At 39.6% G+C, this 14,393-nt stretch carries 12 protein-coding genes; 4 read left to right on the forward strand and 8 right to left on the reverse strand.

Annotated elements, in window-relative coordinates; all coding sequences use genetic code 11:
- Positions 1-39 precede the first annotated feature (39 nt).
- The 3 genes from N475_RS17485 to N475_RS17495 all read right to left on the reverse strand — a co-directional run bounded on the left by N475_RS17485 (position 40) and on the right by N475_RS17495 (position 3,552).
- A complete protein-coding gene (locus N475_RS17485) occupies positions 40-921 on the reverse strand; it encodes a hypothetical protein (RefSeq protein ID WP_063365697.1) in 882 nt (293 codons plus the stop codon).
- Between the two features lie 429 nt (positions 922-1,350).
- Positions 1,351-2,427: an esterase-like activity of phytase family protein gene (locus tag N475_RS17490; protein WP_063358240.1), complete on the reverse strand. Its 1,077-nt coding sequence runs from the start codon at positions 2,425-2,427 to the stop codon at positions 1,351-1,353.
- A 600-nt stretch (positions 2,428-3,027) separates the two neighbouring features.
- Positions 3,028-3,552 carry a cysteine hydrolase family protein gene (locus N475_RS17495; RefSeq protein ID WP_063365698.1) on the reverse strand — a complete coding sequence of 175 codons (525 nt, stop codon included), beginning with the start codon at positions 3,550-3,552 and terminating at the stop codon, positions 3,028-3,030.
- 100 nt (positions 3,553-3,652) lie between these two features.
- Here N475_RS17495 and N475_RS17500 point away from each other — a divergent pair, with 100 nt between their 5' ends.
- Positions 3,653-4,588 carry a GlxA family transcriptional regulator gene (locus tag N475_RS17500; protein ID WP_063358242.1) on the forward strand — a complete coding sequence of 312 codons (936 nt, stop codon included), beginning with the start codon at positions 3,653-3,655 and terminating at the stop codon, positions 4,586-4,588.
- 327 nt (positions 4,589-4,915) lie between these two features.
- Positions 4,916-5,125, forward strand: coding sequence for a hypothetical protein (locus N475_RS17505; RefSeq protein WP_063358243.1), 210 nt, complete (start codon positions 4,916-4,918; stop codon positions 5,123-5,125).
- 59 nt (positions 5,126-5,184) lie between these two features.
- Here N475_RS17505 and N475_RS17510 read toward each other — a convergent pair whose 3' ends face one another.
- Positions 5,185-6,288 (reverse strand): GGDEF domain-containing protein, encoded by a 1,104-nt coding sequence (locus N475_RS17510; protein WP_063365699.1) that lies wholly within the window; start codon positions 6,286-6,288, stop codon positions 5,185-5,187.
- Positions 6,289-6,667: 379 nt separating this feature from the next.
- On the opposite strand from N475_RS17510, the gene N475_RS17515 reads away from it, so the two are divergent.
- Entirely contained in the window at positions 6,668-8,458 is a 1,791-nt protein-coding gene (locus N475_RS17515; protein WP_063358245.1) for a hypothetical protein, read from the forward strand.
- A gap of 94 nt (positions 8,459-8,552) precedes the next feature.
- Here the strand turns inward: N475_RS17515 and N475_RS17520 are convergent, their stop codons facing one another.
- The gene (locus N475_RS17520) at positions 8,553-9,011 is read right to left on the reverse strand and encodes a hypothetical protein (RefSeq protein ID WP_063358246.1); all 459 of its coding nucleotides are present in this window, start codon (positions 9,009-9,011) and stop codon (positions 8,553-8,555) included.
- A gap of 175 nt (positions 9,012-9,186) precedes the next feature.
- A complete protein-coding gene (locus N475_RS17525; RefSeq protein ID WP_063365700.1) occupies positions 9,187-11,262 on the reverse strand; it encodes a c-type cytochrome in 2,076 nt (691 codons plus the stop codon).
- Positions 11,263-11,567: 305 nt separating this feature from the next.
- Here N475_RS17525 and N475_RS17530 point away from each other — a divergent pair, with 305 nt between their 5' ends.
- Positions 11,568-12,401 (forward strand): mechanosensitive ion channel family protein, encoded by an 834-nt coding sequence (locus N475_RS17530; protein ID WP_063358248.1) that lies wholly within the window; start codon positions 11,568-11,570, stop codon positions 12,399-12,401.
- 51 nt (positions 12,402-12,452) lie between these two features.
- On the opposite strand, the gene N475_RS17535 is transcribed toward N475_RS17530, so the two are convergent.
- Positions 12,453-13,148: a hypothetical protein gene (locus tag N475_RS17535; protein WP_063358249.1), complete on the reverse strand. Its 696-nt coding sequence runs from the start codon at positions 13,146-13,148 to the stop codon at positions 12,453-12,455.
- Positions 13,149-13,534: 386 nt separating this feature from the next.
- Entirely contained in the window at positions 13,535-14,230 is a 696-nt protein-coding gene (locus N475_RS17540; protein WP_063358250.1) for an outer membrane beta-barrel protein, read from the reverse strand.
- Between the last annotated feature and the right edge of the window lie 163 nt (positions 14,231-14,393).

Genomic DNA, 14,393 nt, shown 5'->3' on the forward strand with positions numbered 1-14,393 from the left:
GAAACACGTTAAATGTGCTCACCTTATTCGTTGAATTATTTAGTGGAAAGATAACCCCCACATTAGTACTCGTCCACCATGATACATATCACGAGTACCAGTGGCTGAAATACGTACTCTATTAGCAGTCACTTTTTGGTCAAGCATAAATTCGTGTATTTCAAAAGTTCTGTTTGCAACAATTGTAGGGAATTCAAAAGACCCTTTAGTTACCCATTGGCCATTTTCCCACACATCCAGATTAAACGTTTTAAGCCTAGTACCTTGGCCATTATTAAAAGATCCAAGCCTAAATGTTTGAAGTGTGAATGAGTTTGAGAACCCAAGCTCAAATGACATCGGGAATGGTAAGCCACCACTATCTGACTGAACAAAAATCCCTTTTGATTGGTCAACACCTGCAAATGGTATCGATCCTACATCGTGTAACGGGACTAGGAAGTCCTCATTCCAAGGGTTATGTTTGTCGAAACGCGCACCTGAAAATGTCGTGTCAGCTTTAAATTCAACGACATCTGCTGCTGTAGGTAAGGCCATTGAAGGGTCGGTTTCACCGATTGAAAAATCGCCTTGTTCGCCATTGGGACCATACCAAACACCTTTCCATCCCGTGTTTGTTACTTGTCCAGTGAACCATTTGATAGCACCATTTTCAAGCAGTTTAAATGAAAAGCGCTCCATTTCACCAGAGCCAGTAAAAACATTATTTTTTTGCTCAATTTCGCCTGTTAGCACACCACCGTCAGGACTAGTTCCATGCAATATCTCACCTTGTTGATTGATATTTATATAAGCAGTGTTTGTTTTTTGGTCGATGCCATCTAATACATTGTCGTAACTAAATAGGTATTCAACAGCATGTGCCGAAAAAGCACAGCCAAGAGATAGAGATAACGCGATAGCTGGTTTATTTATAATCATTATAACTCCTTTATTTAAGCTTGATGTTATGTTTTATTATTAATATTTAAATGTCAACTTTGAATTTGATAATAAATATTTAATTCAATTTTTATTAAGGTTTTTTTGACTTTTATTAAGTTTTTATAAGTCTTTTTTATGGTCTGGCTGGGTTTGTGATAATCGGCTCAGAAAGTCTGGCAGGCTTCAGTATTTTTATCTTTTATGCAGCCAAGCAAGGTCGGGGTAATGTGGAGTTAGGGCTAAATGTGATAAAAAACTTTACTAGAACAGGCCTTGAAAGCGAAGTGTTGATACATTTTCGGGCGGTGTTTTTTATAATGAGCTGGGGTTCGTAACTGGGGAAAACGCAGCTCCGTCACGGGTATTTAAAAACAATACCTGAAAGCCACAAAAGGTGCTTTCAGATATTACAATGGACAACAGGTTTTACGGCGTGGTCTCTGTCGTTTTAACTTCAAACAGCAAAACCTGACTAAGTTGTTTGCCATGGATGTTGAAATTATTGTCTGACACCATCAAAAGACTTTGGTTTCCACTAGTTAGTTTGGGACCAAACGTCATGCCTTCTAGGTTATCAATATGTTGCGAGCCTAGCTGGTGTTTTACTTCGTTTAAATTAAGAATTAAGGTTTTTTGGGCTACGCGATATTGTCTGCTTTTTAATGACGCCATGTTTGATGTGTCACTTGCGTTGCTTATATCGACAAGATAGATACTTACGCTATTACCTCCATCTTTAAGGCCAGAAGTATATGAGCGTTCCATAGTTAAGAATTGATGTTTATTAATTTGAAGTATTTCAACAAGTCCTGTGGTACGAAACGCATCGGGTTTTGCCTCTGAGCGTTTGACTAGTGGCTCAAGATAATAGGCAAACTGCTTTTGTAGTTTTTTGGTCGCAAAATCAAAGTAGGAGATGCGTACTAGGCTACCGTGTTCAACACTGGCCTCTTCGCCGTCTTGTTTGAGTGCACCTTCCATAGATACCCAGATACCTTCTCCTGAGTGCGCTAACGACAAGCCTTCAAAAACAGCATTGTGGCGAGGCCCTGACCGTTCACTCATATTAAACATTGTTGGTAATTCAAATGACGATAGACCTTGCTTTGTTTGCATGAACACTGCGGGTGGGTGATTTAACTTTACGCTGCCTTCACTGCTCCACACTATACCTTTGTTGTTTGGTAAAGCGCGTAGGCTTTCAGGGTCTACAATCCCTTGTTTTTTATTTTCTATCAAAGAGATGGAGTGCTCGAATTGAACATGCTTTATTTTTTTACCTTCAATACTCACATTTGCTTGAAAATACCTAGGTTTGTCTGCGTCATCGGCAATCATTAGGTATTTGCCCCTCGAGTATTCGATACTAGAAAGCCCGCCAACCTTATCACCGTTTATCGTCAAATCTTCAGGGATTACAAATTCGTCTAAAAATTCGAGCTGTATGGGGGCACAGTGCACGAAAAAAGGCACTAGCATGGATAAGAATAAATATTTGCGCATAATTCTCTAATACAAAATAAATAGAACAGTGAAATATACGCGGGTAATATGAAATTAGCACCTCATTGGGCACAAAAATTTTATAATTTTTTACTCGTTGATACTTTGCTGTGCTTTGTGGGAGGGAAAAGAGAGAAGAAGCGAGTGGTTTTTTGCTTTGCGTTAGAGGGGTCGTCTTTTATTTGACACGTGAGTTGTCTTAAAAATTAAATTATTCATCTTTTATTGTTCCCTTATTGACACAGTAATTACGTGAGTAATACACTCAAAAAGAGAGTATTATTCATCCAATATCAAATGGATCTACACGCTTTAACTTAAACGTTAGTCATACCACGGCAAACACTTAATTATTGTGGTGACATTCATTTGACCAAAAAAGCTGACATGAATTGTCAGCTTTTTTTGTTAAATCAAAAACAGTTTGTGGCATAGTATGTTATGAAGCTACATAATTTGAGCACACAATTGTACCGAGCAGGCCATACCAAGACGAGGCACTGGCATGAATGATTGATTAGTCTCGTTAGTGGCTCAAAGCCGTTTAATCTGCAAGCGCTGCAAAGATCGGAATAAATATAGTCATAACAGAGTGGTTAATTAATCAAACGCAGCTTCAATGGTGATCATATCTATGCCACGCACTTGCATGGCGTCTACAGCCAGAGCGTGAGTAATTGGATCGGTCGTACAGGTGCACTCTTCTATTACCTTCGGACGATATTTTGCAGCGGCCGGTGATAAGGCTGTGTGAATTACACAATTGTGGGTCATCATCCCTGTAATAAGTATTTCTTCTATATCAAGCTCTTGAAGTAAAGAATCTAAATTTGTTTTTTCAAAACAATCTGCATGACGTTTCAAGATCACTGGGGCATTTGGTGCGGCGGCCATTATCTCCTGATGAATTTCAGCTCCGTAGGTGTCATCATAAAAGAATAGTCCGTCACCAAATTCAGGTGAAACAACGTGCTGGACATGAATAATAGGAATTTGCCTGCTCTGAGCAATGGCCATTGCATCAAGGTTTTTTTTCATCGTAACTTCAGCTTGATGCAAAGGGTATGCTCCACCAGCAAAGTAGTCATTTTGAATGTCAATTACGATAAGTGCTTTTTTAATCATTGTATTTTTCCTCTAAAATTTTCTTGTCTTAAAGAACACAGATATTTTGCCGACTTTGATTTAGATTAAGCAGTGTCTAAAATGACAGTTAACACTCCAATTGCGTCAATTTTACAATGAAAAAATCCACCTAACCTTGATTAATTACCCATCAGCCAGTAAAGCGGCAGTTTACGGTTTTACTGAAATAATTGAGGTCACAAACTCTGTATGCGAAAACTTGGGTATTTCGACTTTGTTCTCCGTTTACGCTTGCAAAATAGAGGAATTGAATAGCGCAATTGAAACGCAAGTGGTTATACTGCCGCCAAGTACGAGCGATGAGTTTTATACTAAAAAATGCCAGGACTTGAATGATTATTTGAAGGCGATGCAAAGCAAAGGCGCAACCTTAGCGTCTGCTTGTGTTGGATCGTTTATATTAGCTCACGGTGGCTTTTTAGATGATAAGTTTTGTACAATACATTGGCGACTAGCACAGCAGTTTACTGAGTGTTTTCCTAGGGCCAAGCTCAATACCAATGCAATAATCATTAATGAGGGCAATGTTATCACTGCGGGTGGCCGCATGGCATGGTTAGACCTAGCCGTAGAGATCATTTCATTCTCTTGCCCGCCCACCGTAGTGTCTACTTTATCTAAGGAAATGGTTATTGATATTGGGCACAGAGAGCAAAAATTTTATCGGCAATTTATACCAAAGTGCGATCATGGCGATGAAATGATTTTATGTGTTCAAAAGCACCTTGGTGAGCATTATTCAAAACCAACGATGATCCCTGTGCTGGCAGAGCAGTTTTATGTAAGCGCTAGAACTTTGCAAAGACGATTTCAACATGCTGTGGGAATGAGTGTGATTGAATACATTCAAAAGATCAGGTTGCACAATGCATGTCAGTATCTTGAACTGAGCAAAAAGAGTGTTGAGGAGATAGCGTATGCCGTGGGTTATCAAAACGTTGGTGCCTTGAGAAAGCTATTTTATCGTGAGTATGGACTATCACCCACAGACTATCGCAAGCGGTTTACTGCTTAAAAAGTGGCTGGGTATTTGAGAGGTCCTTGATAAATTTTTGTCAAAAATTGAGATTATTTAGCGCCAATGCAAATTTATATCCAAAGGTGTTATCAATCATAGTGTGTTTCTCAACAATCAGGCTCAACGCGTTTGTGTAACGCGGGCTTTGTGGCTCTATTATTAAATTTTTAAAAGACCTTATGAGTCGAGGGTTACAACGCTTGTTGCTTATATATCTTGTAAATTCGGTTATTGTTTAAAAAACAACTTGTTTAATTATTGCTCTTTTGTTAATTTTTTATTGCTTTATTTTAAGGCAAAAACTCATTAAACAAGGAATTAATCATGCAATTAAAGTTAAATAAGAAGAAAATCAAGTCTCTTTCACGCACCAATACAGTATCTGCTGAAGCAACACCTAGAGTTGCTGGCGGTTGGGCTCCACACACGAAGAATATGTTTTGTCAAGAGCATTCATTTGGTCCGTTCTACTGCAATACCAATGAATCTGAATGCATTGAAAAGACACGTGAAATACATACTTGTGCTTGCTAATTAAGTTAATATAGGCCAAGTGCAGTTTAACTTGGCCTTCGTATTACCAAATTATACGACTAAGTTTGCACGGATAACTGAAAGGTCGCTACGCAATTTCTTCCCTGATCTTTGGCAAGGTAGAGCGCTTCATCTGCTTGGTCAAATAAGTCGGTTAGCTGTTGCTTTGGATTATTGAGTTGGGTAACACCGAAGCTAGCACTGCAATTAATACACACGCCACCATAACAAATAGGTGTTAAGGCGATTTGCTCTCTTAGCTTGTTCAAAATGCTAGTGGCTTGTTGAAGATTGACATTGGGCAAAATAATCGCAAACTCTTCTCCTCCGTACCTTGCTATCAAGTCGCTCTCGCGTAAATTATTTGCCAGTAATTTTGCGATGATCTTCAGCGATGTGTCGCCATGGCTGTGACCGTATTTGTCATTCACACTTTTAAAGTGATCAATATCGAGCAGGGCGATACACAAGGGGTCTTGATGGCGCTTTGCATATGCTAGCACGCGGTTTCCTTCATTGAGTAATTTGGTTCTATTTGCGAGCCCTGTTAAAGGGTCCTCTGTAGCGAGCTGTCTCAACCTGCTTTCATATTTGTTGCGGTCGTTATCAAATGTGATCGCCAATACAATCAAAACCAGCATGGCAAGTAACTCAGAGCCAATTTGTAAAATGCTCTGATAGTTACTATTAAAGGCAATAAATGGTGTCGTTGGCTGATGATATTGAACATAAAAATAACAACTGCAGCATAAAAAGGATAGGACGACTTTGGTTCGTTTACGGTGATCTTCAAGTAATAACCATGGAAGTGGAAGAAGTGTGAAAAATGTACTTTGCACGCCGAGATTTTTACCGACCACCCAATTTGCATGGATAAAAATATATCCAATGATGCTGAGTAAAAGCACTATTCTACCTATGTAGTAGAGCCTTTTGTGTTGTAAATAAACAGCAGTTAGGCATATGGATAACAGTCCTACATTCATTAATGCAGTGATGAGTGAGTGCGATAACATGCCAAATAAAACGATATTAATACACGCAATAATTGAAGCCACATAGGCAAGCGTGTTAGTTATGCGAACTTTGTGTATGTTGGCTTCGTCACTATTACAACCAATGCTGATGGCGTTATAGGATAGGGTTTGGAGCGAACTAAACATAGGATACCTCACGAACGCTATCTCTTCAGTATAGAGGAAATTTTGAACAGAGGTGCAATGTTGATAACTTCGCATTATTTTGATGTCGTAATAAGTTCGCTGTGCACAGGGGTAAGTTGGGCTGTAACATACGCTGGTTTTCAACAATGAGTAGACTTTTTTCGACTGTAGTAACTAAAGTGGCTTTAAGCACCAAAGTTGCAACAAAAGACGGCGAATATCTCCACTTAGTGATGAGTTATTTGACTGAAAAAACAAGTTAATGTGTTTTAGAATAAAATTTTTGTGTAAAATGTCGCCACTTTTTATTGGCTCCTTACTGTTGTTTTATAGTTGGGATAAATCAACCATAGTTAGCACTAATTAGTGAAAAAATAAGATGAAACAGACTTTAGCAAATGCTTTTTTGATAGTACTTATCTCGATATTTATGGTCGGTTGTCAAACCACAACGATTCACAATACAAGAATCAATGACAATCAGCCGCTTAAAGCCGGGCATGGCGTAGTTGCGCTAGAACTTGTTAATAATACGGACCGTCTAGCTGGCTACCATAAGAATTGGGGTGAAGTTATCATCATTCGAATTGACAATGAGGAAGAGCGTAAGCAAGCAGCAATTCAAAAAGCAAAGGACAAGGCAAAAAAGAACGGGAAGAAATTTGACCCAGAAAAAGTTGAATGGGAACACGACTACTATAGCTTGCGTGCGAATTCAAAAGGCACGGTAGACAGTCAAGTTTTTGTCGGCACTATGCCAGAGGGTGATTATATTATTTCTGTGTTGTATAGCTTCTATAGTGATGGGAATGTATCGTCTTGGATAAACATGCCCGTTTTCCAATCGGCAGGCGTTTTCAATGTTAAAAATACACAGTTAACAAACTTAGGCACCTTGGTATTTCAGCCACTGCTAAATACCAAAAAAGCTTCGTTTTGGAGTACCTCCACTGAGCAACGAGCTTATGTGACACGGTTAGAAGAAAGCACAGATCTTGCGCCTTTTGTGAACCACCACTATCAAAACCTATATAGCTCACTTGATTTATCTACTGTCAATTCGTGGAAAGCCGACCCACTATCTAAATTAAGAAGCCAGTTAGGTTTATTATCTAGAAAAAATGCTTATGGTGATAAGGCTATATCAATTCAAGGTAGTGACAACAACATGCTTGCTGCTCGATTTGGACAACTTCACTTGATAGACTCACAAGGCAATTTGATAACAGAAACTCTGCCAACAGCGTCCCAAATAACGGCAAGTACCCAATATAAAGATACGTTACTGGTAGGCAGTGAACGTGGACTACTATTTACCCAATCACTAGCAGGGCAATGGCAACAGCACCAACCTATTTCAGCGACAGAAGCTTTTGTTTGGTTAGGAAGTAACGGCAACTTTGGATATGCCTTGTCAAGTTCTGAAAAGCAGCATACTTTGTATCGATTTGCTGAAATAGATAAAGGGTGGCAAAAAATTGGTTCGTTTAAAAAGAAAGACGGCAACAACTGGCTAGTTCAAAATGGCGGACTGTTTGTTTTCTTTGATGAGACGGGTCAACCCAAAGTGATAAATGACAATAAATTGCTGACCTACAATGAGGCATCTGGGCAGTGGAAGTCTTCTAAGTATCAAAGCTTTAAGAAGTTTTCTCAACTTAAAAGTGGTGAGCTGATTGCGCTGGAAGTGAGTCAATGGGATGGTTATGGAGATCAAGTTGTTTCGATGGATTATGGTAAAACTTGGCACACTGTAGACCGCTCTTTAAGCCTGCTAGGAGATCGTAAAACAGATGCGAGTTTGCCAGCTCTGATCCCGGGTAGCAGAGTGATTTCTGTTGGTCGTATAAAAGAAAATAAGAAGAAGGGTAAGAAGAAGCTTAGAATCATCTCGGCACCTCTGAACAAACAAGGTAAGAATTTTACCTGGCAAGCTCATGGTGAGGTCAAGCCAAACTGTACTGCGTTACTACCAGAATTAACACAAATAGAAACTTTGTTTTTCTTGTGTGACCAAGGGCAAGTAGTTAAAACGAGTGACTATGGAGTAACTTGGTCGTCAGCTGTAGACATCGATATTGCTAGGATGCAAAGTCAGTACGAAGCGTTTCTTGACGCACGTGAAACTGATTTAGCTAAAAACGCAGAGGACAAAAGCACCACTAACTGACGCTACTACTGCTTAGGAGCCCAGTGATTTGGGCTCCATGATGTCCTCTTTAAGCGTTCAGGCCATTACGTGTTGCTTGCTTGATTGTTGGGGTTCAACACACTTGCTTCATTTGAAGTTGCGGTCTTTTCTCTATCACTTTTCTAAGTGTTTCGCTTTGTTCGTCTTCGATTTCTACGTGTAAAACCAAAGGGTGTTTCTCACCCAGAGTGGTTTCTCGGCAAAGTGCATAATACCTCACTAAATCTGAGCCGAGCATACCGCTCACCCAAACACTAAACATAGCTAAAACTACAGTCGCGACAATGATAGCGGTCGCTGGAATAGCTCCCGTGTTGAGCGCTGTGTATGCGCCACCTGCCAAGATAATTAAAAACAGGCATTCAGATTTAATTATTTTGACGACATGGTTAGTTAAAAAATCGTGCAAAGGATGTGTGTTGCTATCGCATATGGCACTGATATCTTCGTTATCGACCTTGAGGTCTACAAGTTCATCTTGAGCATCACGAAAAGCATCGTAATCGTGACCTTTAATTACGTAATGATTCATACCACCTCCAACTTGCTGGATATTCCTCATATACGCTTGGAGTAGCTCAATAGTTCATTTAATGTTCAATAAAAGGTGGCTTGAGAATACAAAGTGTCTGTAATGTGTTTATGGGAAAGCGCCGCTTTATTCAAGAGATGGAGGTGCGTCATTTTAACTACGCACCCCGCTGTAGTTACAGTGTTTTTAGATATTCAATCAGGGCCATTTTTTCTTCATGACTGAACTTTTTCCCAATTTTGCCTGGAGTGTCAGGGTTATCCGTAAAGGCATGTCCAGTATTAAAGTTGCCAGCTTGGCGAGTATCAAGGATAAAAAATCCACCTTGATAATCTTCCGTTTGATTTGCTGGTAGTGCATTTACGTTAACGTTCATTTGCGCAACATGCTTGCTCTGAGTGATCCCCACATTGATGGGATCAAATTCTAAACCACCCAATTCAACAAAAGTTGGCCTGTCAGTAGGTTCTGAAAGCAAACTATAAAGGTTTGGAACAGATCCATTGTGGAGATAAGGTGCTGTTGCCCAAATCCCGTTCAGTGGGCGAGCTTTGTAACCTGCGTTACTTCTCAAGCAATTTGGTCGACTACCTTCTAACTCAGTTTGAGCCGAATTAGTGATGTAATTCTGCTCAAACCACTGGTCATTGGTTTGCTGAACCACAGCGCCCAGTGCCAGTGCAAAATTATTGGCTGCACTGTCTTGTACATTGACAAATTGTAGAGGAGATTGCATTTCCTCTGTTTTTTGTAATGGGTCTATTTCGACGCAAAGATCGGTATTTAAGCCGAGCTCTTTAGTATTGACCGTGCGTTTGGCTAAAACTTCAGATTGGGCTGGATCAGTCCCAATTTTGTCAACTTTTACCATCGTAAGATGTAAATACTTCTTATCTGTTTGCTTAATATGGCCATCGTTTTCATAGCTAATGTGATACCAGTGATTACTCCAAAAATCGGGGCTGTCCATTGGTGGTAAGTGGCAGCTTTGACAGTTGTTTTCGTACAGCTTTTTCCCTTTGGCGGCTAGAGTTGTATTTATATTCGGTAGGCTGCTCGGCCATTTTGGGGCTTTAAGTCCGCTAATGTTTCCGAGCTGGCCTGCTTGGTAATTTTCAAGTGGGTATTCACCAGCTAACCAATGCTCGATCTCATAGAGGGTTTTCATTGGAATTGAGCTAGAAAATGTGGCGGGCTGGTCCAATAATGTTTTGGGTATTTTCATATCTACAAATGCAGCAACACCCAGAGCTTCACCTGAGTTACGAACAAGTGGCTGCATAATAGAGCCGTCGTATTGCACCCAATCAAACCACGAGGTAGTCCAAATATGTGGATAGTTAACGGGGGCTTCAATTGGGTTGTAGTTTTCAGGGCGGTCCATATTGTCAGCAAAAACTTTGTTGCCGATGCGGTTTAGTGCATCAAGACGTGTAAAACCTTCAGTCACGTTGATGGTGTCTTGCCCTTTTGCCAGTTTTGTTACTGTTTCTTGTAACGCACTTTTGAGTTTAGCTTTACTAACAACATTATAATTGCTGCCCAGCACCTTACGTGCGAAGCGCTCAAACCGACCGTCAAAAGGAGCCAGCTTACTCGACAGTACTGTTTGGCCTATAGCGGCACCTAAAGACTTTGTTAGTAGGCCTAGGTCAGTCATGGCCGGACCACCATCAACTATGTAGCGTGTATTTTGATAAGTGAACTGCCCGGTGTGGCATGCTGTACAAGTAAAGCCCACTGCCGTTGCTCTGCGATCTAAACCAGGCATGTGGATACTTGCTGTTTTTGCTAACCCTAATGGGAGCTGTTGTTTTTCGGAGTAATTAACACTAGAGTCTAAGTTCTGATCTACGTCATTTAAATTAATAAAACCTATACGGTAAATGTACTCAGACAAAAAAGCTTTTTCTTGGCCGAAGAATATAAACCAAGGCATATTTTTTGGGGCTTCTAGCGCATCAAGCCATTCATAAGGAATCGGTAACGTCGCAGTACCTTGTGATGCATGATATGGCCACTGGTGATCATATTGTTGCTCTTTAGATAACCAACCATTTTGATTAATAAACTCAGTTTTGAGATGCTGATACTCAGGTAGTTCTGGCGGGGTCAGGCCGTATTTTAGTTCGCTGAGCGCTGTCAAAGTGCGAAATACAAATGCAGCGATCGCGATGACAATGAGTATGGATAGAATCCATGGCCACTTTTTTAGTAGCCATCCAAGGACAATTGGGTAATTACGTGACATAAAATTCTCTGACGGTTTTAGTGTTAATTAACATTTTCGCATACTTAATTAACGCTAAAAATTACAAGTGATTACACTGCTGTTATATCAATAGAAGTACCGATGAATAGTGGTTTCAATGCTGTGTTAGTTTTATGGTCTGAGTTTGGAGGGCTTTAGTCTCAGCAAGGTCATTTCGTACGTAATGCAGCAGTTAGTTACTTAATCAGGTGGGCTATTTTGCAATAATTAATAAAAACTTAGCATGAAAATCATTTTATTAACTAAGATTAGTTCTTAAGTGTTAATTTATGATGGGAAGTGCTATGGAAATTGCAGATATAGATGTGCAAAAAATTGTTGATTTAATTACAGTTCATGCGGTTGAGTTCGCGCCTAAGTTCGCGCTTGCGATTATTACCTTAATTGTAGGCTTATGGTTGATATCCCTAGTTGGAAAAGCAATTGATTATTTGCTGGAAAAGCGTGATTTCAACGTATCGCTAAGAAAGTGGCTAAGTAGCGTAGCAACAGTGCTGCTAAAAGCATGTTTGTTTATTTCTGTGATATCAATGCTCGGAGTCAAAACAACATCATTTATTGCCATTCTCGGTGCTGCGGGTTTAGCAGTTGGGTTGGCGTTACAGGGGAGCTTATCAAACTTTGCTGGTGGGGTTTTGATATTAATTTTCAAACCGTTTCAAGTTGGAGACTACATCGTTGCACAAGGTGAGGAAGGTGTTGTCGAGGCCATTGATGTATTCTGTACGTTTTTAACAACCTTAGATAATCGTCGGATTATTTTACCGAACGGTCCTTTGGCGAGTGAAAAAGTGAATAATGTGACGCATGAGCAAATTCGTCGTGTGGACTTGGCTGTGGGTATTAGTTACAACAATAGTGTGGATGAAGCAGAGAAAGCGTTATTGGAGATGGCTAAAAACGACAGTCGCATCTTGCAAGAGCCGTCTCCTTTTGTCGGTGTTGTTGGTTACGGCGATAATTCAATTGATCTTACGGTATGGGTTTGGTGTAAAACTGACGACTACTGGGATGTGTACTTTGATACTAACCGAGCAATTAAGCCTGCGCTAGATAGCGCCAATGTTGCGATTCCTTTCCCTCAACGAGACGTACATATTATTGATAAAAGTGCATAAACTTTGTATTTATTTGTGGGAGCTTATAAACAGCTCCCACCTGTACCAACTTTAGAAGTTGTAACGGAGCGTTATCTGGCGATTTTCATATGCATCAGAGTCACTAAATAGTGCACTAATAGTGAAATCTTCGATGATCTTATATTGAAGACCTAGCTGATAAGAAAATTTATTTTCAGAGCCAATATCATTGATGTGTTGGTAGCCAACACCTGCTACACCGCTTACAGTATCAGAAAACGCATAGTGATAATTTGCTTGTAAACCATAAGTTCGGTTGTGTGATGTCGCTTTGGTATCGAATACGGTTATTTCAGGGCTATAGCCATTAACTTTGAATTGACCAGAACCTTTATTAGTTCCTTCAAATTCAAATCGTCCAACGAAGCCTGTTAGTTCGATTACTGCGTTTTGCTCAACTGGTACAAGGTAAGAAATACCGAGTTCCCACTGAGTTGCATCATATCCTTTATTACCCGTCAGCTTATGAACTGCATTACTGTATTGATTGATGCGAGTGTATTGTTCGTCAAACGAAGTATCAGAGTATAGGCCAGATACAACCCACTTTTCGTTTAACTGAGTACTAGCTTCAATGGCAAATCCATCAAAGCTGTCAGTGACATTGCTATTAGCTGCTTTGAATTCAGCGTATCCTGCGCCAATATAGTCGAAGTTAATCACATCGTTAGCCATTGCGTTTGAGCAAAGCAGTGCGACTGAAAGGGCAAGAATTGATTGTTTCATAATAATCCATAATTAATTGCAGAAAAAACAATGCGCATCATACATATTTTGTAAATTATGTAAAGCTCTGATTTTGTTTGCTTTTATCTTTAACCTGATGTGTATTATTTGTTTCATTTATAGGTATGTTGTTGTTATTTTGGGAAAATATGAATAGAGAATTTTAGGTAGATTGTCTACGTTAGTTTGTCTGTAATGGATGTTTTAGGCAGTAGTAAAGGGGTGTGGTTAGAGATTTGGCCATAACAACACAGCTGAATTGCGCATATTAAAGTGATGGATGTCTAGGGTAATATAATTATTGGTGTGAGAATATTTGCTGTGGGGCTTTTTGGCAATCAAATGGTTTTGAAAGGGAGCGCAAGCGCCCCCATATTTTTTAACGTTTAAAAGTTGTAACGTAGTGTAACTTGATGATTTTGATAAACATCTACATTGCGGTACAGTGCACTGATGGTGAAATCAGGCGTGATGTTGTAGTTTAGTCCCAGCTGGTAAACAAACTCATTTTCTTGTTCAGCGTCATTAATGCGCTCATAGCCTATACCAGCTTCTGCGCTAAATGAATCTGAAAATGCATAGTGGTAATTTACGTTTAAGCCATAAGTACTATTATGAGCTTTACCACCGTAGGTGTAAGATGTTACAGACTCGACGTTATCTAACACTTCGAGCTCTTCGCCCATAGTAGTAGATTCAAGATTTAATCTGCCAATATGTGCAGCAAGCTCTAACACCGAGCTTTCATCAAGTTCAATTAAGTAAGCTGCACCTAGGTTAAACTGCTCAACGTCTAAATCTACATTCGTTTTGCCTGTAACTTCCGCACCAGTGTAGCGGTGGTAGTAGTATTGTTTAGTATAGTCTCGAGATGTGTTCAAGTATTGTGCAGAAATAACCCAGCTGTCATTAATTTTTTTACTTGTCTCGATTGCAAATCCATTAAAGCTTTCATCAGAATATGAATCATCAATTTTTATTTTACCGTAACCTGCACCTACATAGTCGAAATTGAACGCATCATTTGCAATGGCGTTGCCTGAAAGTAGTGCAATAGATAGTGCTAAAAGTGATTGTTTCATAAAAGTCCCTATTATAATTACAAAAAACAACGCACATCATACAGAACGCGGTTTATTTGTAAAATACTGTTTTTGTTAATTATTATTTTCATTTTTTACCGTTCTTTTATCTTGTTTCTATTGTGTGTACTTTTTGTTTCGAGGTGCTTTTTGGCGCGAAGAT

The organism is Pseudoalteromonas luteoviolacea DSM 6061 (genome assembly GCF_001625655.1).
Lineage (GTDB): Bacteria > Pseudomonadota > Gammaproteobacteria > Enterobacterales > Alteromonadaceae > Pseudoalteromonas > Pseudoalteromonas luteoviolacea.

What these genes read in the sequence shown, in the direction of transcription:
- N475_RS17510 (WP_063365699.1), bottom strand. Translation starts at nt 6,288, where the DNA reads ATGTTTAGTTCGCTCCAAACCCTATCCTATAACGCCATCAGCATTGGT.
- N475_RS17505 (WP_063358243.1), top strand. Translation starts at nt 4,916, where the DNA reads ATGCAATTAAAGTTAAATAAGAAGAAAATCAAGTCTCTTTCACGCACC.
- N475_RS17490 (WP_063358240.1), bottom strand. Translation starts at nt 2,427, where the DNA reads ATGCGCAAATATTTATTCTTATCCATGCTAGTGCCTTTTTTCGTGCAC.
- N475_RS17495 (WP_063365698.1), bottom strand. Translation starts at nt 3,552, where the DNA reads ATGATTAAAAAAGCACTTATCGTAATTGACATTCAAAATGACTACTTT.
- N475_RS17520 (WP_063358246.1), bottom strand. Translation starts at nt 9,011, where the DNA reads ATGAATCATTACGTAATTAAAGGTCACGATTACGATGCTTTTCGTGAT.
- N475_RS17535 (WP_063358249.1), bottom strand. Translation starts at nt 13,148, where the DNA reads ATGAAACAATCAATTCTTGCCCTTTCAGTCGCACTGCTTTGCTCAAAC.
- N475_RS17530 (WP_063358248.1), top strand. Translation starts at nt 11,568, where the DNA reads ATGGAAATTGCAGATATAGATGTGCAAAAAATTGTTGATTTAATTACA.
- N475_RS17540 (WP_063358250.1), bottom strand. Translation starts at nt 14,230, where the DNA reads ATGAAACAATCACTTTTAGCACTATCTATTGCACTACTTTCAGGCAAC.
- N475_RS17525 (WP_063365700.1), bottom strand. Translation starts at nt 11,262, where the DNA reads ATGTCACGTAATTACCCAATTGTCCTTGGATGGCTACTAAAAAAGTGG.
- N475_RS17485 (WP_063365697.1), bottom strand. Translation starts at nt 921, where the DNA reads ATGATTATAAATAAACCAGCTATCGCGTTATCTCTATCTCTTGGCTGT.
- N475_RS17515 (WP_063358245.1), top strand. Translation starts at nt 6,668, where the DNA reads ATGAAACAGACTTTAGCAAATGCTTTTTTGATAGTACTTATCTCGATA.